At 52.6% G+C, this 21,150-nt stretch carries 20 protein-coding genes; 17 read left to right on the top strand and 3 right to left on the bottom strand.

The genetic code is table 11. The annotated features are described in order from the left end of the window. Nucleotides 1–138: 138 nt before the first annotated feature. The 11 genes from icd (at nucleotide 139) to IRJ17_RS25675 (ending at nucleotide 12,247) form a co-directional block, all read left to right on the top strand. A complete protein-coding gene (gene icd, locus IRJ17_RS25725) occupies nucleotides 139–1,422 on the top strand; it encodes an NADP-dependent isocitrate dehydrogenase (RefSeq protein ID WP_122962914.1) in 1,284 nt (427 codons plus the stop codon). A 54-nt stretch (nucleotides 1,423–1,476) separates the two neighbouring features. Further along, nucleotides 1,477–2,415, top strand: a complete 939-nt coding sequence (mdh, locus tag IRJ17_RS25720; protein WP_122962915.1) for a malate dehydrogenase — start codon at nucleotides 1,477–1,479, stop codon at nucleotides 2,413–2,415. A gap of 263 nt (nucleotides 2,416–2,678) precedes the next feature. Next, complete coding sequence (locus IRJ17_RS25715; protein ID WP_122962916.1) at nucleotides 2,679–3,374, top strand: response regulator transcription factor; 696 nt, start codon at nucleotides 2,679–2,681, stop codon at nucleotides 3,372–3,374. A gap of 14 nt (nucleotides 3,375–3,388) precedes the next feature. Further along, nucleotides 3,389–5,152, top strand: coding sequence for a two-component system histidine kinase PnpS (gene pnpS, locus IRJ17_RS25710; RefSeq protein ID WP_173598435.1), 1,764 nt, complete (start codon nucleotides 3,389–3,391; stop codon nucleotides 5,150–5,152). A 93-nt stretch (nucleotides 5,153–5,245) separates the two neighbouring features. Then, complete coding sequence (gene phoU, locus IRJ17_RS25705) at nucleotides 5,246–5,902, top strand: phosphate signaling complex protein PhoU (protein ID WP_063229184.1); 657 nt, start codon at nucleotides 5,246–5,248, stop codon at nucleotides 5,900–5,902. Between the two features lie 188 nt (nucleotides 5,903–6,090). After that, on the top strand, nucleotides 6,091–7,179 hold the full coding sequence (locus tag IRJ17_RS25700) for a PRK06851 family protein (RefSeq protein WP_122962919.1): 1,089 nt from the start codon (nucleotides 6,091–6,093) through the stop codon (nucleotides 7,177–7,179). A 65-nt stretch (nucleotides 7,180–7,244) separates the two neighbouring features. Then, nucleotides 7,245–8,183 (top strand): VanW family protein, encoded by a 939-nt coding sequence (locus IRJ17_RS25695; RefSeq protein ID WP_122962920.1) that lies wholly within the window; start codon nucleotides 7,245–7,247, stop codon nucleotides 8,181–8,183. 142 nt (nucleotides 8,184–8,325) lie between these two features. Beyond that, complete coding sequence (locus IRJ17_RS25690; RefSeq protein WP_122962921.1) at nucleotides 8,326–8,754, top strand: MarR family winged helix-turn-helix transcriptional regulator; 429 nt, start codon at nucleotides 8,326–8,328, stop codon at nucleotides 8,752–8,754. Nucleotides 8,755–8,763: 9 nt separating this feature from the next. Then, on the top strand, nucleotides 8,764–9,423 hold the full coding sequence (locus tag IRJ17_RS25685; protein ID WP_122962922.1) for an efflux RND transporter periplasmic adaptor subunit: 660 nt from the start codon (nucleotides 8,764–8,766) through the stop codon (nucleotides 9,421–9,423). 6 nt (nucleotides 9,424–9,429) lie between these two features. Beyond that, the gene (locus tag IRJ17_RS25680) at nucleotides 9,430–10,659 is read left to right on the top strand and encodes an efflux RND transporter periplasmic adaptor subunit (RefSeq protein WP_122962923.1); all 1,230 of its coding nucleotides are present in this window, start codon (nucleotides 9,430–9,432) and stop codon (nucleotides 10,657–10,659) included. Between the two features lie 13 nt (nucleotides 10,660–10,672). After that, nucleotides 10,673–12,247, top strand: coding sequence for a DHA2 family efflux MFS transporter permease subunit (locus IRJ17_RS25675; RefSeq protein WP_122962924.1), 1,575 nt, complete (start codon nucleotides 10,673–10,675; stop codon nucleotides 12,245–12,247). A 63-nt stretch (nucleotides 12,248–12,310) separates the two neighbouring features. Here the strand turns inward: IRJ17_RS25675 and IRJ17_RS25670 are convergent, their stop codons facing one another. Both IRJ17_RS25670 and IRJ17_RS25665 read right to left on the bottom strand, forming a co-directional pair. Further along, entirely contained in the window at nucleotides 12,311–12,451 is a 141-nt protein-coding gene (locus IRJ17_RS25670) for a hypothetical protein (protein ID WP_167470232.1), read from the bottom strand. Further along, nucleotides 12,414–13,358, bottom strand: a complete 945-nt coding sequence (locus tag IRJ17_RS25665) for a DMT family transporter (protein ID WP_122962925.1) — start codon at nucleotides 13,356–13,358, stop codon at nucleotides 12,414–12,416. Before IRJ17_RS25665 ends, IRJ17_RS25670 begins: the two co-directional genes overlap by 38 nt. A 128-nt stretch (nucleotides 13,359–13,486) precedes the next feature. Between IRJ17_RS25665 and IRJ17_RS25660 the strand changes: the two genes are divergently transcribed. Further along, complete coding sequence (locus IRJ17_RS25660; RefSeq protein WP_122962926.1) at nucleotides 13,487–14,245, top strand: N-acetylmuramoyl-L-alanine amidase family protein; 759 nt, start codon at nucleotides 13,487–13,489, stop codon at nucleotides 14,243–14,245. On the opposite strand, the gene IRJ17_RS25655 is transcribed toward IRJ17_RS25660, so the two are convergent. Then, on the bottom strand, nucleotides 14,223–15,020 hold the full coding sequence (locus IRJ17_RS25655) for a divergent polysaccharide deacetylase family protein (RefSeq protein ID WP_122962927.1): 798 nt from the start codon (nucleotides 15,018–15,020) through the stop codon (nucleotides 14,223–14,225). The genes IRJ17_RS25660 and IRJ17_RS25655 overlap by 23 nt on opposite strands. A gap of 140 nt (nucleotides 15,021–15,160) precedes the next feature. Here IRJ17_RS25655 and polA point away from each other — a divergent pair, with 140 nt between their 5' ends. From polA to IRJ17_RS25630, 5 genes are all read left to right on the top strand, one after another. Beyond that, nucleotides 15,161–17,809 carry a DNA polymerase I gene (polA, locus tag IRJ17_RS25650; RefSeq protein WP_122962928.1) on the top strand — a complete coding sequence of 883 codons (2,649 nt, stop codon included), beginning with the start codon at nucleotides 15,161–15,163 and terminating at the stop codon, nucleotides 17,807–17,809. Between the two features lie 59 nt (nucleotides 17,810–17,868). After that, complete coding sequence (gene mutM, locus IRJ17_RS25645; protein WP_122962929.1) at nucleotides 17,869–18,696, top strand: DNA-formamidopyrimidine glycosylase; 828 nt, start codon at nucleotides 17,869–17,871, stop codon at nucleotides 18,694–18,696. Between the two features lie 21 nt (nucleotides 18,697–18,717). Beyond that, the gene (coaE, locus tag IRJ17_RS25640; RefSeq protein ID WP_122962930.1) at nucleotides 18,718–19,326 is read left to right on the top strand and encodes a dephospho-CoA kinase; all 609 of its coding nucleotides are present in this window, start codon (nucleotides 18,718–18,720) and stop codon (nucleotides 19,324–19,326) included. Continuing rightward, entirely contained in the window at nucleotides 19,323–19,886 is a 564-nt protein-coding gene (locus IRJ17_RS25635) for a lytic transglycosylase domain-containing protein (protein ID WP_122962931.1), read from the top strand. The genes coaE and IRJ17_RS25635 overlap by 4 nt, the downstream gene beginning before the upstream one ends. A gap of 193 nt (nucleotides 19,887–20,079) precedes the next feature. Continuing rightward, nucleotides 20,080–21,126, top strand: coding sequence for a glyceraldehyde-3-phosphate dehydrogenase (locus tag IRJ17_RS25630; RefSeq protein ID WP_242772336.1), 1,047 nt, complete (start codon nucleotides 20,080–20,082; stop codon nucleotides 21,124–21,126). Nucleotides 21,127–21,150: the final 24 nt, after the last annotated feature.

Genomic DNA, 21,150 nt, shown 5'->3' with positions numbered 1-21,150 from the left:
TTCGAGCGTGGAGGGCCATGTGCAGCCATGCTGACCAGCCCTAAGTGCAAGCTTGAGAACTACCACAAGAAGTGGTAGTTCTCCTACGTCTGGAAATATTCATAATCACCCAATATCTTCAACACTGGAGGGATTCTTGTGTTCAAAAACCTTACTCAACCAACTGCTGGTGAAAAAATCACCGTAGATAACGGCAAACTGGTCGTTCCAAACAACCCGATCATTCCTTTCATCGAGGGTGACGGTACTGGCCCTGACATCTGGAACGCTTCCGTTCGCGTTCTGGATGCAGCAGTAGAAAAAGCGTACAACGGCGAGAAAAAAATCGCTTGGTTCGAAGTGTTCGCAGGCGAAAAATCGTTCAACCAATACAACGAGTGGCTGCCAGAAGATACGCTGACTGCTGTTCGCGAATACTTGATCGCAATCAAAGGTCCTCTGACTACACCAGTAGGCGGCGGTATCCGCTCCATCAACGTAGCGCTGCGTCAAGAGCTGGATCTGTACGCTTGCGTGCGTCCTGTTCAATACTTCGATGGCGTTCCATCCCCTGTCAAACATCCTGAATTGACAGATATGGTGATCTTCCGCGAGAACACAGAAGACATCTACGCTGGTGTTGAGTGGGCAGAAGGCACTCCAGAAGTGAAAAAAGTAATCGACTTCCTGCAAAACGAAATGGGCGTGAAGAAAATCCGCTTCCCGGAAACTTCCGGTATCGGGATCAAGCCTGTTTCCAAAGACGGTACAGAGCGTCTGGTTCGCGCAGCGATCAACTACGCGATCGACAACAAACGCAAATCCGTTACCCTCGTACACAAAGGCAACATCATGAAGTTCACCGAAGGCGCGTTCAAAAGCTGGGGTTATGCAGTGGCTGAAGCAGAATACGGCGACAAAGTGTTCACTTGGGCACAATACGACCGCATCAAAGCAGAAGGCGGCGACGCTGACAAAGCGCAAAAAGAAGCAGAAGCAGCTGGCAAAATCATCGTAAAAGACGTGATTGCTGACGCGTTCCTGCAACAAATCTTGACTCGTCCGGCTGAGTACGATGTAGTAGCTACCCTCAACCTGAACGGTGACTACATCTCCGACGCTCTGGCTGCACAAGTAGGCGGTATCGGTATCGCTCCGGGAGCGAACATCAACTACCTGACTGGTCATGCGATCTTCGAAGCAACACACGGTACAGCTCCTAAATACGCTGGTCTGGACAAAGTGAACCCATCCTCCGTGATCCTGTCCGGAGAAATGATGCTGCGTCACCTGGGCTGGAACGAAGCAGCTGATCTGATCATCAACTCCATGGAAAAAACCATCTCCGCGAAAACAGTAACGTACGATTTCGCTCGTCTGATGGATGGCGCAACTGAACTGAAATGCTCCGAGTTTGCTGACGCGCTGATTCAAAACATGTAAGATAGAGATAGTTTGGCAACTATTTACACTTACAGTTTGGAGGGGAGTTAAGTCATGGCATTCAACCGTAAAAAAATCGCTGTTATCGGTAGTGGCTTCACTGGTGCAACCACAGCATTTATTTTGGGGCAAAAAGAATTAGGCGACGTAGTTTTGGTTGACATTCCGCAACTGGAGAACCCGACAAAAGGGAAAGCGCTGGATATGATGGAGTCTTCCCCTGTGCTTGGCTTCGACGCCCAGATTACAGGTACTGCAAGCTACGAGGATATTCAAGGCGCTGATCTGGTGATCATCACCGCAGGGATTGCCCGCAAGCCAGGCATGTCCCGCGATGACCTTGTAAACACCAATGCAAGCATCATGAAGTCGGTTGCGGAGCAAGTGAAGACATATGCTCCCAACTCGATCGTGCTCGTCCTTTCCAACCCCGTTGATGCAATGACTTACACTTTCTTTAAAACGTCCGGCTTCCCGAAAGAGCGTGTCATCGGGCAGTCCGGCGTGCTGGATACGGCGCGTTTCCGTACCTTCGTGGCCATGGAGCTGAACGTTTCTGTTGAGGACGTGACAGGCTTCGTGCTCGGCGGTCACGGCGACGACATGGTTCCGCTGGTTCGCTACTCGTATGCGGGTGGCATTCCACTGGAAACGTTGATCCCGAAAGACCGCCTGGACGCCATCGTCGAGCGCACCCGCAAAGGCGGCGGCGAGATCGTCAATCTGCTTGGCAACGGCTCCGCTTACTATGCGCCGGCTGCTGCTCTCGTACAGATGGCGGAAGCGATCATCAAGGATAAACGACGTATCCTTCCATCCATTGCGCTTTTGCAAGGCGAGTACGGCTATCAAGATATTTACCTCGGCGTTCCGACCCTTCTGGGTGCAAACGGAATCGAGAAAGTCATCGAGCTGGAACTCACCGCAGAAGAAAAAGCCGCGCTCGACAAATCGGCCGACTCGGTGCGCAATGTCATGGCTGTATTGAAATAGTTTGTCTGATCGGAATACGAAAGACGCCTTTCTTCGTGAAGGGCGTCTTTTTTCATGCCAAAGCCGATTTCGAGGAATACTACAGTCCAAAGCAAATTTCATGCCCAGAGTAGCCTGTCGCTAAACACCTTTACAAAAAAATTACTTGTCTTCCGGTTTCAGCATTGGCAGACTGAGTAGTGTAGAGAGAAGAAACAAATCAGAGGACGAAGGTCTGCAACATTCAATCTGTAGCATCGCATTGGTAGGGGGAAACGGACAAAATGATCAAGGTTTTGGTAGTGGATGACGAAGCTTCTATCGTGAAGCTGCTGCAATTCAATCTGGAAAAATCGGGATTTCAGGTCGTTACTGCATTTGATGGCAGACAGGCATTGGATATGGTGAAAAGCGAGCAGCCTGACTTTATCATTCTCGACTTGATGCTGCCAAAAATGGACGGCATGGATGTCTGTAAAACATTGCGGCAGGAACGCATCAATACACCGATTCTCATGCTGACCGCAAAAGATGACGAGCTGGACAAGATTCTCGGCCTGGAGCTTGGGGCTGACGACTACTTGACCAAGCCATTCAGCCCGAGAGAGGTAGTGGCACGCGTCAAAGCCATTTTGCGACGAATCCAATCGACACCGGAAGCGGCTACTGCTCCTGAAGACGTCGTGCTTCAGTTTGGCGACATCCGCATCTATCCGGAAAAATATGAAGTGTTTTGCAAAGACGCCAAAATCGAGCTGACTCCGAAAGAATTTGAGCTGCTCAACTACTTGGCCAGCCACCAGGGACGTGTCCTGACGCGCGATCAACTGCTGAATGCCGTCTGGAACTACGATTTCATCGGCGACTCGCGGATTGTGGACGTACATGTGAGCCACCTGAGAGAAAAACTGGAGGAAGACACGAAAAATCCGCGCTACATTAAAACAGTCCGCGGCTTGGGATACAAACTGGAAGGATAACAGGAGGCACGACCTTGACTCGCTTTCGTATCAAACTCACCTTCACTATCTTGGGATTAATCTCATTGGTTCTCCTTTTGATGGGAATGTACTTTGCGAAGGTACTGGAGAACTCTTACCTGCAATCTTTGCATGAGCTTTTATCCCGCGAGTCCAAGCTTGTTGCCCAGGCTGTTCGCTTCCCGACGGTTTTTGACAATCAGGTTACGCTGGCGGATCGCGTCAAGCAAGTGGCTCCTTCCGACGAAGTCCGCCTGACGATCATCAACCGCGAAGGTCAGGTGCTGTACGACAACTCCTCCCATGTAGAGGAGATGGAAAATCATCACGACAGGCCGGAGATGAAGGCTGCGCTGCGGGGCGAAACAGGCATTTCCCGCCGGTTCAGCGAGACGCTCGGCTATGACATGATGTACGTGGCGGTGCCAGTCGAGCAAGGCACAAACATTGTCGGGGCTGTTCGCTCCGCCATGTCGATGAAAGACATTACGGACACGATTCACAACATGTGGTACAGCTTGCTTACAGGGCTTTTGGTCACACTGGTGGTCGGCTCCATCGTGGTCTCACGCATTTCTTTTTCCATCATCCGTCCGATTGAGGAAATCACCAGGGTAGCCCGTAACATTACCCAGCGTCAGTACGAGAGCCGGGTACGGATCAAGGCCAAGGACGAGATCGGTCAGCTCGCCGGGGCGATTAACTTCATGGCTTCCAGCTTGGAGCAGCAAATGTACGAAATCTCCGAGAACCAGCAGAGGCTCGCCGGGGTTTTGACCAACATGACGAGCGGTGTGATCTTCATATCGGAGCAGCGCAGAATCATGCTCGTCAACCCTGCGGTCGAGAAGCTTCTCGGGACGGCTGGGCATGAGCTGGTAGGCAAGCTGCACATCGAGGCAGGCAAAAGCTTTGGACTGTCCCAGTACATCGACAGATGCCTGGACAAGAGCGAGAAGTTTCGGCAGGAGGTTCACATTTACTACCCGCAGGAACGCGTGCTCGACGTCAATTTTGCCCCGTACATCAATTTCAAGGGCGAGTCGCGAGGAGTAGTCGTCGTCCTGCATGACATCACGGAAATCCGCCGTCTGGAAAAAATGCGCAGCGACTTTGTCGCCAACGTGTCGCACGAGCTGCGCACGCCGATTACGTCGATCAAAGGGTTTACCGAGACGCTGTTGGAAGGCGCGATGCAAGATGAGGAGACATGCCGCAACTTCCTGCAAATCATTTCCGATGAAAGTGAACGGCTGTACCGGATGATCCGCGACATTCTCGATTTGTCCAAAATCGAGCAGAAGCGCATTCCGCTGCATCTCAGCCACGTGCACGTACAGGAGCTGATCCGTTCTGCGGCCGCGATCATGCACGATCAGGCGCAAAGAAAGCAGCTGAAAGTGACGCTGCCGGAGAGCCAGCCGGACATTTGGCTGATGACGGACAAAGATTGCCTCCAGCAAATCGTGCTGAACCTGATGACAAACGCGATCGCCTACACGCCGGAAGAGGGCGAGATCACGATCAGGACAGAAGCGGACGACAAGCAGATCACCATTCAGGTGGCAGATACAGGGATCGGCATTCCGGAAAAAGACCTGGCAAGAATTTTCGAACGGTTCTACCGGGTGGACAAGGCTCGCAGCCGCGACTCGGGCGGCACAGGGCTTGGTCTGGCCATCGTGAAGCATCTGGTCGAAAACTTGCACGGCCAGATCAAGGTAGAGAGCGTGGAAGGAAGAGGCTCCACCTTCACAGTCATCTTGCCGCTCACCTGAAATATTTACACAAACAAAATAGTAGCTTTACCCGCAGACTACAATCCCCTTGTACTATTTGTCGTGTCAGACAAATGAAGGGGGACGAGGAACATGTCGCGGCACGCTTTCGAAGAGCAGCTGGATGTACTGCATCGCAAACTCATGTCCATGGGAACATTGGTTGAGGAAGCGATTCATAAATCGATTAAAAGTTTGGTAGAACGGGATGTCCATCTGGCGGAACAAGTGATTGCGGCCGATCCGGTTATCAATGAGCTGGAGCAGGAAATACAGAGCGAATGCTTCCGCCTGATCGCCTTGCAGCAGCCTGTCGGGAGCGATCTTCGCCGCCTGGGAACCATGCTGAAGCTGGTGACTGATCTGGAGAGAATGGGCGATCATGCCGTGTCCATCTCCAAGACGACACGTCGCCTGATGGCGGAGCCATACGTCAAGCCGCTGATCGATATTCCGTTGATGGCGGATCATGTGAAAGCGATGGTGAGGGATTGCCTGAATGCCTATATCGCTCGCAACAAAGAAGCGGCAGAAGAGATCGCTGCGCGAGACGATATTGTCGATAAGCTATTCGCTACGATCTTCCGTGATCTGATCGAGGTCATGACGAAAAATGGCAATGCGATTTCCCAAGGCACGCATCTGCTCCTGGTGGCGCAATATTTGGAACGGATTGCCGATCACGTCACGAACATTTGCGAGTGGATCATCTACATGTCCACAGGCAAAATGACGGACTTGAACAAATAGGATCGAGGACGCTCAAAGCTTTTGCCAGCGGGCGCTCTGGATACGGAATAAAAGTCGCTGTGAGCCGTTCGCGCTTGCAGCGGCTTTTTTCCTTTTTCCTGTCGTGACAGATGCCCATTTCCTCCTCGCTGCATACAATACATCGATCCGATCCATTTTCGATCAGTGAGTGACTGGAGGGAATGTGCATGGCTAAAAAAGTGCGTCACATATACGCTGCGGGCAACACGGCGCGAGGATACAAAACATTTTACGACTCGGTCTTGCAAGGCATGGAGCGCGTATACATCCTGTCAGGAGTGGTGGAGGGGGTTACATCGCCGCTCATCGAGACGATTGGCAAGGAGATGTCTCGCAAGACCGATCAGGTGGAGTGGATTCATTCACCGTTCGTGAACGGGCAGTACGATGGTGTTGTCTTTCACGAATGGCGGGTAGCGATTATGGACGGCAGCTATCCCCGCATCTGGAGACCGGCTGCGCCCGGCGTTACCGAGATTCACGTCAACTTGCAGTCGGCGCTCGATACCGATCAGCTGGCTTTGTACAAAAGGCATATCGCGGCGTGGTACGAAGAGATTTTCCAAAAGAGCGAAGAAGCTTATCAGGCATTCGGGGAGGCGCTGCGCATCCACGATGAATGGGAAGCCCCCTACATCGAGAACCTGAACCGGGAGGCAGCCAATCTCGTCACGCAAGAGGTCGTGGAGCTGTTTTTCGGAGAGGAAAAGCAGAACAAGCGGGCGCAGGTGCGCAGAATGTACCTTGGCGCCGCCACTCCGAACGGTCCGGTGGATCACATCATGAAGCTGACCGATTCGCTGCAGAAGCGCTATTTCATCAAAGGCCGACCGGGATCAGGCAAGTCGACCATGCTGAAAAAGCTGGTGACAGAGGCGGAGAATCGCGGCTTCGATGTGGAGGTATACCACTGCGGACTTGACCCGCACAGCCTGGACATGGTGATCGTGCCGGAGAAAAGCGTGGCGATTTTTGACAGCACGGCTCCACACGAATACTTCCCCAGCAAAGAAACAGATGAAGTGATCGACATGTACGCACGGGCGATCGACCCTGACACCGACGAGCTGTATCACGATGAGCTGGCTGAGATCAAGTCGCGCTACACGCAAAAAATCAAGGAAGCGACAGCATCGCTTTTGGCTGCCAAGGAACTGCGCGATCAGCTGAACAATGTGTACGCCGAACTGGCAGATGAGTCCAGGCTCAAAGCGGTTGCCCAAGCGATCATGAGCAGGCTGGCGCGGATGGGATAAACCAATATCGACCCGAATGAAACCTGTTCGGCTGCTCATACTACAAGAAGGAGGTGAGCGGCCGGATGGGTTTTGCTTTGACGCTGGCTTTGCTGTTGCTAGCCAATCCCCTCGATCCGACCAACTTTTTGCACATCGAGTTGGGAGAGAAAACAGTAGCCATCCTGGACCGAGCGGATTATACCTTGCCTGTTGACGGTGTCCCAGTGGCAGATGACTACCGTTTGCAAAAAGTAATAGACGATGTCGCCAAACAGGCGTATGTAGAGCCGATCAATGCGACGATTAATGCGCAAGGGTCCATCGTTGCCGAGAAAAAAGGGCGCAAGCTGGATGAAGCTGCTTTTTTGCAGCAGTTTTACCAGTATTACTACGGCGAGGGCGCTTCGACTCTACAAGTTTCCTTCCAGGAAGTCCATCCAAAAGTGGACAAGGCTCTCATCAGCCAGGTCCGGAAAAAAGTGATCGGGCAGTATGCCACCTATTTCAATTCGCGGAACAAAAACCGCTCTCACAACATCAAACTCGCTTCCCAAGCGATCAACAACTACGTCGTCTTGCCGGGAGAGATTTTTTCTTTCAATAAAGTAGTCGGCCAAAGAACGAAGGAAAAAGGGTACATGCAGGCACCGATCATCGTCAGGGGAGAGCTGTCGGAGGGAATTGGCGGCGGGATTTGCCAAGTATCCTCGACTTTGTTCAACGCCGTGGACAAGGCTGGATTGCATATCATGCAGCGCTATTCCCATAGCAGAAACGTCGCCTACGTCCCGCCTGGCCGGGATGCGACCGTGAGCTGGTACGGGCCGGATTTTGTGTTTCAGAACAAATACGCCTACCCGATCATGCTCAGGGCTATCGCAGGAAACGGAGCGATGTATGTGACCGTGCATTCGTTTCCCGAGATTGAATACGAGCCTCGACATGTTCCAAGCGTGCGCCAGAACACACCGGAAGAAGGGCCAGCCAGCCCGGAAACCATCACGGAACCAACACTGCCTTGAGCTTGACGGGCATGTTGGTTTTTTTATTACCTAGTTAAAATTTAATGTAAAGAAATAGTTGCCACGGAATAAAAAAAGTCGTATAGTATTTTCTGTGATAAAAATTTCGTGTCCGAAATATTAGTTAGGAAAGGAGTGCATCATGAACAAGCCGTTGCATATACGGGACTTGCTGAAGCGTCTGAACAAGACCTTCGCGACGATGGCTACCAAGGAACTGAGCAAATACGGTTTGACCGTTCCCCAATTGATGATCATTCGGCAAATTCATTGCGAGCCCAAAACGATCGGCCAGTTGAGCAAAGCTGTCGATTTGTCGTACAGCACCGTTTCCGGCATCATTGACCGACTGGAAAGGGAGCAGCTGGTCGAGCGAGTGCGTGATGAGAAGGACCGCCGAGTTGTCTGGATTCAGAAAACGGAGAAGATTACCGAACTGTTTGCCAAGGTTGACTTTTTCTCGGAAGAATTTTACAAGCGGATTTTCCATGGTTTTTCGGATGAAGACCTAGATGGCATTATTTATTCGATGGAAACGTTGATTACGAAACTAGAAGAGAGAGAAAGTTGAGGAGAAATCATGAAGCGAAAACTGGTTTTGTATGTCATTTTGCTCCTGTTTGTCGCAGGGGGCGGGGGCATCGGTTACTACTACTGGTATCAAGGTGAACACTACGTTACGACGCAGGATGCCAGAGTCGCAGGGGATATTTATCGGGTTATGCCTAAAATGACAGGCAAGCTGACCGGACTCGCTGTAAAAGAAGGCGACGCGGTTGTAGCAGATCAAATTGTCGGACAGCAAGATACGAGCAACCTCGCGACTACTTCGCTGGAAAACAGCGTCCTGCGTTCTCCGATTACAGGAACCGTGATCAAAACGCAGGCGAAGGAAGGCGAAATTGTTTCCACAGGGCAATCCGTTGCGCTGGTGATTGACGAGAGCAAGCTGTACATCTCCGCAAACCTGGAAGAAACCGAGATCGAGCGGCTGAAGCTGGGCCAAAAGGTAGAATTTTCGCTGGATGCCTATCCGGGCAAAAAACTGACTGGTCATCTGATGGAGATCGGAAAAGCGACTAACTCCACGTTTTCCTTGATGCCAGCCGTCAACACAAGCGGGAACTTCACCAAAGTCACCCAGCGTATTCCGATTAAAATTGCCATTGATGACACAGCAGGTCTTCATTTGGCTGCCGGTTTGAACGCCGAGATCAAAGTGCAAGTGAAGGAGATGTAATCTGGCATGAAAAAAACAGCTCAATGGAAGTCCATCGCCGCTGTATTGATGGCGATTTCGCTCATTACAGCAGGCTGTAGCGATACATCCTCCGCGTCTTCCGGAGGCGAAAGCATTCCGGTTGTGAAGACATGGAAGGTGACTCCTTCCCAGACAGGAGTCATTGCGAACGGTAAAATCGCCGCTTCGGATGAAATTCAGGTCGTGTCCAAAGTGTCCGGCAAAGCGGCGAGCGTCAACGTAAAAGAAGGCTCTGTCGTCAAGCAAGGCGATGTATTGGTTACGCTGGAGGCGGCAGACTATCAGCAACAAATTAATCAGGCGCAGGCGGCTATTGCCGGAGCAAGCGCCAAGCTGCGCGATACAAAAGCAGGCGCCCGCAACGAGCAGCTCACACAGCTGTCGAGCATCGTGACGCAAGCGCAAGCCGGCCTGAAGGTGGCAGAGAGCAACTACAATCGCATGAAAGCTTTGTTCGATGCAGGGGCGCTGTCACAGGCTGAACTGGAAAGAGTCTCGCTCGATCTGGAAAAGGCGAGAACAGGACTGGAGCAGGCGCAAGCGCAGTACGATCTGGCAAAAGCAGGCCCGACCGCTGACACGGTTGCCGCGCTTCAAGCAGAGGTAAGCCGTCTCAATTCCAGCCTGGAGCTGGCAAAAAGCAGCTATGACAACACGATCATTCGCGCGCCAATCAGCGGCATCGTCGCGAAGCGTTCCATCGATCCGGGCGAAATGGCTGGAGCAGGCACGCCATTGCTCGTCCTCGTCAACATGGCTGACGTGAAAGTAGAGGCAAGCGTACCGCAAGATCAGATCAACAGCGTCAAAGTTGGCTCTGAAGTTGACGTAAAAGTCGGCAGCCTGGGCGGAAAAGTGTTGAAAGGTACGGTAGAGTTCGTCTCCCCAGTCTCTGACCCTAACAGCAGCTCGTTCCCGATCAAGGTGAAGGTGAGCAACCAAGAAGGACTGCTGCGCGCCGGGATGGTAGCTGAAGTGGCCCTGCAAGGTCAGGCGACACAAGGAATGAAAATACCGACGACAGCTGTTCTTGCCAAAGAAAACAAGCATTACATCTACACCGTGGACAACGACGTCGTTCACCAGGTGGAAGTTTCTGTAGACAACGCAAGCGGTGACTGGACAACTGTGACCCAAGGTGTGAAAGACAACGATCAGATTGTTTTGAACCCGACAGACAAGCTGTCCGAGGGCACCAAGGTGATCGCAAACTAACGGGGGTGATGACATGGCGGAAGCGGTGGCACAGCGGGAGGAAAAGAGCGGCAACGGCAGCATGTGGCTGTCATTGATCGCGATTCTCTCGGGAACCTTCGTTGCGATTTTGAATAACAGTTTGATCAACGTTGCCCTGCCCACCATGGTCAGTATTTTTGGCTCCACGACAGAGACCATGCAATGGGTTTTGACAGGATACATGCTGGCAAACGCCGTCATGATTCCGATGAGCGGTTCGCTGTCAGCCAAATTCGGGGCAAAGAAAATATTCGTCCTGTCATTGTCTGCCTTTACGATCTCATCCGTCCTTTGTGCGCTCGCCTGGAGCGATTCTTCCCTGATTGCGTTTCGCGTCGTGCAAGGGGTGAGTGGCGGGATGATCATGCCGATCGGGATGTCGATGATCTACATGATCGTTCCCCGGGAAAAGATCGGGATGGCTCTGGGGATTTTCGGGATTGCTTCGATGACGGCGCCTGCATTGGGCCCGACTCTTGGCGGTTACCTCATTGAGTTTTTGAGCTGGCAGTTTCTGTTTTTGGTCGGTGTTCCTTTCGGGATTTTTGCGGTAATCATGAGTATGGTTTTGCTCAAGGAAACACCGAAAAAACCGGAGTTGAAGTTCGACTTTCTCGGCGCTTTTCTGGCGATTGTCGGCTTTGGTGCCCTTCTGCTCGCGTTCAGTAAAGGACAGGCGGAAGGATGGACGTCCTTTTTTATTGTCAGTCTGTTCTTCGTTGCCATCACGAGCCTTGCGCTGTTCGTCTGGGTGGAACTTGGAAAAGAACAGCCGCTGCTTGACTTGCGCTTGCTGAAAATCCCTGTCTTTTCCATCAGTATTCTGACGTCCGGTTTTGTCATGATGGGGATGATGGGCGGGATCTTCCTGATGCCGATCTTCCTGCAAAACATTCAGGGGATGACGGCCATGGAGTCAGGGATATTGCTGATGCCGCAGTCGATTGCGATGGCAGTCATGATGCCGATCAGCGGCAAGCTGATGGATAAATACGGCATCGGGCCAATCGGACTGGTCGGACTGACGATCATGACCATCACGACTTATGAGCTGCACAATCTCGCGGCAGACAGCATGCATTCCTGGATGGACATGATTTTGACCATCCGCGGTGTGGGTATCGGCCTGTGCATGATGACGCTGTCGACGGTCGGGATGAACGCGGTGCCGCGGACGAGTGTCGGGGATGCTTCTCCGCTCTCGAACGTGCTGCGCCAGGTCATGAGCTCGTTCGCGATTGCGATTTTGACCGTGATCATGCAGGCGCGGCAAACGTTCCACATGTCTTCCATTGCCGACAACCTGAACTCGGATATGGCTACGCAGTTTATCGGCGGAATTTCCGGCTTGTACGTTCAGGCAGGGGTAGATACAGCGAGCGCAACAGGCGGAGCGAGCACGATCCTGTACGGGATGATGGCAAAAGAAGCGCTGGTGCAAGGGATCGGAGACACGTTCCTCGTCTCTGTCATCCCGATTGCCTTGTCGATCCCACTCTTGTACTTTTTGCATAAAAAACCGAAGAAAGCTCCGCAGGCGCCCGAGCAGCAAAAGGCGGCTGCCTAAGAAGAAAGGGTCACTCCTGCAAGCCTTGTGTCAGGCTGCGGGGGTGACCCTCTTTTCATCCAGTCAGGAAGTAACCTTCCACAACCAGTACACGATCCTTCCGACGATGTAGCCCAAAAGAATCGTCCAGCCGATCTTGGCCCAGACGTTCAGTCCTTTGACAAATTCACGCAAGCTTTTTCGGTGTTGGGGGTGCTTGTTCACCTTGGGACACTCCTTTAGCTGGTTGGTTATAGCGAATGAACAAATAAATACCTGCGATGATGACAAGGCCGCCTACCCATTGTGGCACCGTAACGATCTCTCCCAAAATAAAGTAAGCCAGGATGGCCGTCCCGATCGGTTCTCCCAAAATTCCCATCGAAATCGTGGTCGTACTCAGCCACTTGATCACCCAGTTGAAGATCGAGTGCCCAAGCAAAGTCGGGAACAGGGCGAGGCAGAAAAACCAACCCCAGTCTTGCGCGGGATAGCCGACCAGTGGATAGCCCAGTGCGAGATCGTACGCCACGAGAATCACGCTCGTCGCAGAGTAGACGACGAGTGTGTAGGAGAACGAAGACATGTGCTGGCGGACGTATTGGCCGACCAGCCAGTAGCCTGTAACGGTCACCGCTCCGAGCAAGGCGAGGGCATCGCCAAAAAGAGCCATCCCCCCGACTTGAAAATCACCCCAGCCGATGACGAAGCTGCCCACGATCGCGAGCAGTCCGCCAGAGAGCGCGAGCAGCCGCACGCGTTCCCCGAAGAAGAAGTAACCGCCGATAAAGGCGAACAAGGGCTGCAACGTTACGAGAACCGTAGAACTGGCTACAGATGTGTAGTTCAACGATTCGAACCACAACAGAAAGTGGCTGGCCAAAAATGCGCCAGACAATAGACAGAGTAGCCACACTTTTTTGCTCATTTTTCCGATCTCGGCGATGGCACCGCGATTCCAGAGCAAAAAAGGAAGCGTGAGTACGACAGAAAAAATCAGCCGATACGTGGCGATGATCGGTGCAGGTGCACTGGACAGTTTGACGAAAATCGCGGACGAAGAAATCGCAATCACCCCGATCAACAGCGCGAGATACGGGGGAAAAGGCGGCTTTTCCAATGAATGATTCATGAGTACACCTTCTTATATCTGCTAAAAGTCACGATGTTCTCTATTGTAACGTCCGCCTGAAAAATTCACAATGTTATGCTTACCCAGTTGCCTGAAAGGTTTTTTTTCAATCAGGCAATCCTACAAGCATGAGATATCTACCTTTCTTTTTCCGTGTTGCTGTCCTGCTGTTCCTGTTCGTCGTCGTCAGTTTTCCGGCCCGGACAGAAGCGATCCCGCTGACTCCCATCCACATTTTGATTGACGTCGGTCACGGAGGGATTGATTCCGGCACGTCGTATGGCGACCTTTACGAAAAGGACATCAATCTGCAAATCGCCAAGCGCTTGTACGAGCAACTGACCAAAGCGGGGTACAGCGTCGCGCTCAATCGGTACGAGGATATCGCGCTGAGCGACGACAACCGCTGGCTGGGGAATCGCTCCCGGCACATTCGCGACCTGGCCCAGCGCAAAAACTTGGCGAAAGAAATGGTGCCGCAAATGATGCTGAGCCTGCACGTCAACTGGTCAAAAGATGCGCGCCGCCGCGGCCCTGTCGTGCTCTACCAGAGCAACGAGCAGAGCTACATGCTGGCGGATCTTTTGCAAAGCTCCCTCAACCGTCTGGCGAACACCAATGACAAACCAGTCAAAGGCAAAACGTACTACGTACTTCGCCACCAATACTGTCCGTCCGTCATTGTGGAAATGGGGTTTATCAGCAACGCGTCTGACCGACATATGCTTACCCATCCCCAGTCACAAGAAAAAATCGCCCAGGCGATCAGCGATGCCGTGAGCGAGTACGTGACCTTGACGGGAAATTTGAAAATGGAGGCGTCCACAGAAGAAAGCTGGTGGCAAGAGCCATTGATTGAGCAAATCAATGGCCGGATTGTTGAATAAGCTTCGAGATAGTTACAAATTCGGCCTCCTTCTGAATCCGCGGGATGTACTGGCGCAGAACGGAGGCTGTTTTCTTGCCAGGAGGGCCGACATGCCCGATCGCGATGCAAACCGGGTGGTTATCGATCAGCTTGCATATTTTCTCCATTTGTTTGGTGATGTGCGGCACGGTGTACTGGTCGTCGAGAAAAATCCGGTTTTCTGCATGGGGAACCCCCATTTCAGCCGCGACCTTGCCTGCGACGCTCTTGTCGGTTGTTTTGCTGTCCAGGTAAACCAGACCGCGCTCTTTGATGACGCTCATCACGATGCGCATGATTCGCTCGTCCGCCGTCACTTTTGAGCCCATATGGTTGTTCATCCCGATCGCGTGCGGCACGTCATCAATCGCCTTTTCCACGCGCTTGCGGATTTCTTCATCGGACAAATCCGTGGTGAGCGCCCCGGGGCCGAGCCAGGAGCGTTTGCCTTTTACCGGCTCCATCGGCATATGGACGAATACGTCGTGCCCTTTTTGGTGGGCAAGCTCGGCGTCCTGCTTCGTACTGGGCATAAACGGCATGACCGCAACTGTCAGCGGTACGGGCATGTTCAGCATTTCTTCTGTTCCCGCCATGTTGTTGCCAAAATCATCGATGACAAAAGCAATCAGGTGCTTTGGCTTCGGCTTTGGCTGTTCGGGCGAAGGCGTATCATTTGCCGTTGTCGCCGTGGAAAAGGCAAAACACGAGAGCAGAAGCGCTACAATCAACGGGATTTTTTTGAGCAGTTGCATGCAATCGCCTTCCTTGTCATTTTTTTCATAGTCTGTTCAACCATGCCCGTGTTTACCCGCGACATCTGCGGCTTGGCTTATGCAATCGCCCTATGTTACGATAAAAGATAGTAGTTTCGCCACGAGAGGGGTCGGATTCCTTGAGTCATTTTGTGTTGATTGATGGAAACAGTGTTGCTAACCGGGCGTTTTACGCGCTCCCTTTGTTGTCCACGTCAGCTGGACTGCATACGAACGCAGTGCTCGGTTTTACCACCATGCTGCTGAAAGTGCTGGAAGAAATGAAGCCAACGCATATCATGGTTGCTTTTGACGCCGGAAAAGTTGTGTTTCGCCACAGCGAATACGCAGAGTACAAGGGTGGACGCAGCAAGACACCACCTGAGCTGTCCGAGCAGTTTCCGCTGATTCGCGAGCTTCTGGACGCCTTTTCCATCAAGCGATTTGAGCTGGAGGGCTACGAGGCCGACGACATTATCGGTACGCTGACCAAGCACGCGGACGAGCAGTCTTGGAAAACGACCGTCATTACCGGGGACAAAGACATGCTCCAGCTCGTGTCCGATCACATATCGGTCGCGCTGACTCGCAAAGGCGTCAGTGAAATCGAGCTGTACACCCCGCAGGAAATTCAGGAAAAATACGGCCTTGCGCCGCTGCAAATCATTGATCTGAAAGGCTTGATGGGCGATTCGTCCGACAACATTCCGGGCGTTCCCGGAGTCGGCGAGAAAACAGCCCTGAAGCTGTTGCACGAATACGGCTCTGTCGAGAAGGTGCTGGAAAACATCGATCGCATCTCCGGCAAAAAGCTGCAAGAAAACTTGCGCGAGAACGTGGACAAGGCCAACATGAGCAAGGCGTTGGCGACGATTTTGCGCGAAGCTCCGGTCGAATTGCAAGTCGAAGAGACAGCGTACGACGGCTATGACGGAGCGCTCGTCAGCGATTTCTTTAAAAAGATGGAATTTAAGTCGCTGCTCTCCAAAATCAAGGTGGCACAGCCAGGAGAAGGCAGCGAGCAAGCAGAGGCGAAGCCGTTCCACTTCGAAGTGGTCACGGAGGAAAATGCCGACAAGCACGCAGACAAGCTGACCTCGCCAATGGCGCTGTACATCGAAATGGATGGGGAGAACTACCACCATGCGCCGATTCTTGGCTTCGGTCTGGCGTCAGAAGAGAACGTCCTGTTCGTACCGTGGGACGTGGCACGCGAATGGAAGGCATTCTGTACGTGGCTGGCTGACCCGGCGCAGGAAAAGTGGGCGTTTGACGGCAAGCGCGACACGGTCGGCCTGGCCTGGCATGAGCTGGAGGCAAAAGGGATCGGCTTTGACGTGTACCTCGCGTCTTATTTGCTCAACGCTGCGGAGAGCAACCCTACGCTTGACAGCATCGCTTCGCAATATGCCCACGTACGCGTACTGTCCGACGAAGAGGTATATGGAAAAGGAGCCAAACGGCTTGTTCCGGAAATGGATGTGCTCAGTGAGCATGTAGCGCACAAAGCCGCCGCGATTTGGCAAAGCGTGCCCGTCCTGCGCGAGCAGCTGGTGGAAAATGAAATGGTGGAGCTGCTCCGCGATCTGGAAGCGCCGCTCAGCATGGTGTTGGCGCAAATGGAGAAGCAGGGCATCAAGGTCAACAGCGAGCGCCTGGCACAGATGGGGGAAGAGCTGGACAGAAAGCTGGCTGATTTGACCACCCAGATTTACGACCTGGCTGGCGGTTCGTTCAACATCAACTCGCCGAAGCAATTGGGTGAAATTTTGTTCGACAAGCTGTCTTTGCCTGTGATCAAAAAAACGAAAACAGGTCCGTCGACCAGCGCAGACGTGTTGGAGAAGCTGGCACCGTATCACCCGATTATCGACGCGATCCTAAACTTCCGCCAGCTCGGGAAGCTTCGCTCTACGTACATTGAAGGCTTGATTAAAGAAATTCATACGAAGACGAGCAAGGTGCACACGTTGTACAATCAGGCCACTACCGCCACAGGACGTTTGTCGAGTACGGAGCCGAACCTGCAAAACATCCCGATCCGCATGGAGGAAGGCCGCAAAATCCGCGAAGCGTTCATCCCGTCTGAGGAGGACTGGTACATGCTGGCGGCGGACTACTCGCAGATCGAGCTGCGGATTCTCGCCCATATTTCCGGCGACGCCAATCTGATCGACGCGTTCCAAAAAGGGATGGACATTCATACGCGGACAGCGATGGACGTGTTCGGAGTGAGCGAAGACGAAGTGACTTCGCTGATGCGCCGTCAGGCCAAAGCGGTCAACTTCGGCATCGTTTACGGGATCAGCGACTACGGATTGTCGCAAAACTTGAACATCACCCGCAAGGAAGCGGCCGATTTTATCGAGCGTTACTTCGCCGTTTTCTCCGGCGTGAAACATTGGATGGAAGAGATCGTTCAGCAGGCCAAGCAGGATGGCTACGTGACCACTCTGCTGCACCGCCGCCGTTATTTGCCGGACATTCGCAGCAGCAACTTCAATCTGCGTTCCTTTGCAGAGCGCACAGCGATGAACACGCCGATTCAAGGGACAGCGGCGGATGTCATCAAGCTGGCGATGATTCGCATGCAAGAGAGTCTGGTGGAAAAAGGGCTGTCCAGCCGCATGCTTTTGCAGGTGCACGATGAGCTTGTGTTTGAAGTGCCAAAAGACGAGCTTGAGATCATGCGCAAGCTCGTGCCGGAAGTCATGGAAGGGGCGCTTGCGCTCGATGTTCCGCTCAAAGTGGACGTGAGTGACGGACGCAGCTGGTACGAAGCGAAGTAAGCAGGCGTGTCGCCGTAAACAATAGAGTAAGCAAAGAGACAGCGAGAGGAGGAGGCACCATGCCGGAGTTGCCAGAGGTAGAAACCGTTGTGCGCACACTGCGCAGTTTGGTGCTGGGAAAAACGATTGAGCGGGTCAGTGTCCATCTGCCCCGGATCATTCGCCAGCCGGATGATATCGAACAATTCAAGGCCCAATTGGCGGGACAAACGATTCAGGACATCTCGCGCCGGGCCAAGTTCATTCAATTTTTCATGGATCAGGATGTGCTGATCTCCCATCTGCGGATGGAAGGAAGGTACGGATTGTACCAGTCGGAAGAGCCGATGGAAAAGCACACGCATGTCGTGTTCCATTTTACAGATCAGTCGGAGCTGCGTTATCGGGACGTGCGCCAGTTCGGGACGATGGATCTTTTTCCAAAAGGAATGGAAACAGCGACCGGGCCGTTGGCAAAACTGGGAGTAGAGCCGCTTGAAGAGAGCTTTACTCCCGATGTTCTCGCCAAGCTTTTGGCAGGGCGGTCAACAAAAATCAAACCGCTCCTTCTGAACCAGGAATGTATTGTCGGGCTGGGGAATATTTATGTGGACGAGTCGCTGTTTAAGGCAGGAATCCACCCGGAGAAGCTGGCAGGAGAATTGACCCGCGAAGAGGTCGAACGACTGCACGAGAGCATCGTCGCTACTTTGTCCGAGGCTGTCGAGCAAGGAGGCAGCTCCATCAAGTCCTACGTGAACGGCCAGGGCGAGATGGGCATGTTCCAGCAATCGCTTACGGTGTATGGACGGAAAAACGAGGCTTGCGTCCGCTGCGGAGCCGAGATCGTCCGCTTTGTCGTGGGTGGCAGAGGAACCCATATTTGTCCGGTGTGCCAGAAGAAGTAACATTATTGCCGAGGGAGGAGGATGGATATGATTTTAGGATTGACAGGCGGGATCGCCACTGGCAAAAGCACAGTCACAGGGATGCTCAGAGAACGCGGGATTCCCGTGATCGATGCGGATCAGATTGCCAGAGAAGTCGTAGAGCCGGGGAAACCAGCCTATGAAGCGATTGTGCGTCATTTTGGAAGAGACATTTTGCTGGAAGACGGTCAGATTGATCGAAAAGGGCTGGGAGAAATCGTGTTCTCAGACGAATCCGAGCGACAAAAGCTGAATGCCATCGTCCATCCTGAGGTACGGAGAGTCATGCGGGAGGAAGCGGAAGCAGCAGAGGCCAACGGGGCTGACATCGTGTTTATGGACATCCCGCTGTTGTTCGAGAGCAAGCTGCAACACATGGTCGAGAAAATCGTCGTGGTCTACGCGCCAGGCGATATGCAGCTCGCCCGCATGATGGAACGGGACGAGTTGGAAGAAGAACAGGCGCAAAAACGGCTGCGAGCGCAATTTCCGATTGACCAGAAGAAGCTGGAAGCCGACTTTTTGATCGACAACTCCTTTTCACGCGAAGAGACAGAGCGACAAGTGGAAGCCCTTCTCGCCGAGATTCGGGCGGAGCTGCGATCATGAAATCAGGCAAACGCGCAGCATTCATCCTGCTCGTCTTGATGAGCGTTTTTTTGCTGCAAGGCACGCCTATGGTTTGGAAGTGGATGTACCCGATCAAGTATCAGCAGGAAATTTTGACAGCAGCGATCAAATACAATGTGGACCCTTATCTCGTGTTGGCCGTCATCCGTTCGGAGAGTGGCTTCAAGACTGATCGCGTCTCGAAAAAGGGCGCGGTTGGCTTGATGCAAATCATGCCCGACACCGCTGAATGGATCGTCACTCAGGCCAAATTTCAACCGAAAGACGAGCAATACTTGTACGATCCGGTCATGAACATCGAGATCGGAACATGGTATTTGAACTTTTTGCTCAATCGGTATGAGGGCGATCTGATCAAGGTCGTCGCCGCCTACAACGCCGGCCCGGGAAAAGTAAACGGCTGGCTGACGACCGAGCAGTGGAGCGGGCACCGCGAGACGATTGAAGACATTCCGTTCGGAGAGACGCGCCAGTACGTGCAGCGAGTCCTCTATTATCATGACCGTTACAAGCGCATATATGACTTCCAATTGAGGTAAAAGCCGCTTCTCGTGTATGAGGGCGGCTTTTGTTCGTGTTTAGGGCAGGCTAAGAAACAAAACGGACAAAAAATAGGAGGGGAAAATCGTCCAAATATTTATTTTTCAGTAAAACACATTGATAATTGTGTTATACTTATTATAATGAAAGTAACAGATGAGCGTAACTTAATCGCGAAAGGGGTTTCTATTTATGACAATCAAAATTGGTATTAATGGTTTCGGCCGTATCGGGCGCATGGTATTCCGCCGCGCTATTCAGGACCCCAACATTGAAATCGTAGCGATCAACGCTAGCTACCCAGCGGAGACGCTTGCACATTTGCTCAAATACGATACCATTCACGGACGCCTGCAAAATAAAGTAGAAGTACAAGACAACAAAATCATCGTAGATGGCAAAGCGACAGTTGTCCTGTCTGACCGCGACCCGCTGAAACTGCCTTGGGGCGAACTGGGCGTGGAAATCGTCGTAGAAGCGACAGGCAAATTCAAAGACCGCGAAGGCGCTGGCAAGCACCTGCAAAGCGGAGCGAAAAAAGTAGTCATTACCGCTCCTGCCAAGGAAGAAGACGCAACGATTGTAATGGGTGTAAACGACTCCATCTACGACCATGCGAATCACCATATCGTGTCCAACGCTTCCTGCACAACCAACTGCCTCGCTCCTGTGGCAAAAGTGCTGAATGATGCATTCGGCATCGAGCAAGGCTTGATGACAACCATTCACTCGATTACGAACGATCAGGTAAACATCGACAACCCACACAAAGACCTGCGCCGTGCCCGCGCTGCTGGCGAGTCCATCATCCCGACCACTACAGGTGCTGCCCGCGCGGTAGGCAAAGTGTTGCCTGAGCTGAACGGCAAGCTGAACGGCTTCGCGCTGCGTGTCCCAACTCCTAACGTGTCGGTTGTGGACCTGGTGATCAACACGAAAAAGCCTGTAACGGTCGAAGAAGTGAACCGCGTGCTGCGCGAAGCGAGCGAAGGCCATATGAAAGGCTACCTGGAATTTTGCGACGAGCCGCTCGTATCCAGCGACTTCAACGGAAACGACAACTCCTCGATCGTAGACGGTTTGTCCACCATGGTAATGGGAACCAACCAAGTAAAAGTGATCGCTTGGTACGACAACGAGTGGGGCTATTCCTGCCGCGTTGTTGACCTGGTTCGCCACGTATCTGAGATGCACAACCAAACAACTGTGAAAGAAGCGGCTACAGCTGGTGTAAACTAAGTTGCCGCTATGGAGAACCCTCTG

This window comes from Brevibacillus parabrevis (assembly GCF_022701015.1).
In the GTDB taxonomy this organism is placed as follows: domain Bacteria; phylum Bacillota; class Bacilli; order Brevibacillales; family Brevibacillaceae; genus Brevibacillus; species Brevibacillus parabrevis.
This window is presented reverse-complemented; position numbering and strand designations above follow the sequence as displayed.

What these genes read in the sequence shown, in the direction of transcription:
- mdh (WP_122962915.1), top strand. Translation starts at nt 1,477, where the DNA reads ATGGCATTCAACCGTAAAAAAATCGCTGTTATCGGTAGTGGCTTCACT.
- IRJ17_RS25715 (WP_122962916.1), top strand. Translation starts at nt 2,679, where the DNA reads ATGATCAAGGTTTTGGTAGTGGATGACGAAGCTTCTATCGTGAAGCTG.
- phoU (WP_063229184.1), top strand. Translation starts at nt 5,246, where the DNA reads ATGTCGCGGCACGCTTTCGAAGAGCAGCTGGATGTACTGCATCGCAAA.
- IRJ17_RS25700 (WP_122962919.1), top strand. Translation starts at nt 6,091, where the DNA reads ATGGCTAAAAAAGTGCGTCACATATACGCTGCGGGCAACACGGCGCGA.
- IRJ17_RS25695 (WP_122962920.1), top strand. Translation starts at nt 7,245, where the DNA reads ATGGGTTTTGCTTTGACGCTGGCTTTGCTGTTGCTAGCCAATCCCCTC.
- IRJ17_RS25690 (WP_122962921.1), top strand. Translation starts at nt 8,326, where the DNA reads ATGAACAAGCCGTTGCATATACGGGACTTGCTGAAGCGTCTGAACAAG.
- IRJ17_RS25685 (WP_122962922.1), top strand. Translation starts at nt 8,764, where the DNA reads ATGAAGCGAAAACTGGTTTTGTATGTCATTTTGCTCCTGTTTGTCGCA.
- IRJ17_RS25680 (WP_122962923.1), top strand. Translation starts at nt 9,430, where the DNA reads ATGAAAAAAACAGCTCAATGGAAGTCCATCGCCGCTGTATTGATGGCG.
- IRJ17_RS25675 (WP_122962924.1), top strand. Translation starts at nt 10,673, where the DNA reads ATGGCGGAAGCGGTGGCACAGCGGGAGGAAAAGAGCGGCAACGGCAGC.
- IRJ17_RS25665 (WP_122962925.1), bottom strand. Translation starts at nt 13,358, where the DNA reads ATGAATCATTCATTGGAAAAGCCGCCTTTTCCCCCGTATCTCGCGCTG.
- IRJ17_RS25660 (WP_122962926.1), top strand. Translation starts at nt 13,487, where the DNA reads ATGAGATATCTACCTTTCTTTTTCCGTGTTGCTGTCCTGCTGTTCCTG.
- IRJ17_RS25655 (WP_122962927.1), bottom strand. Translation starts at nt 15,020, where the DNA reads ATGCAACTGCTCAAAAAAATCCCGTTGATTGTAGCGCTTCTGCTCTCG.
- mutM (WP_122962929.1), top strand. Translation starts at nt 17,869, where the DNA reads ATGCCGGAGTTGCCAGAGGTAGAAACCGTTGTGCGCACACTGCGCAGT.
- coaE (WP_122962930.1), top strand. Translation starts at nt 18,718, where the DNA reads ATGGATATGATTTTAGGATTGACAGGCGGGATCGCCACTGGCAAAAGC.
- IRJ17_RS25635 (WP_122962931.1), top strand. Translation starts at nt 19,323, where the DNA reads ATGAAATCAGGCAAACGCGCAGCATTCATCCTGCTCGTCTTGATGAGC.
- IRJ17_RS25630 (WP_242772336.1), top strand. Translation starts at nt 20,080, where the DNA reads ATGACAATCAAAATTGGTATTAATGGTTTCGGCCGTATCGGGCGCATG.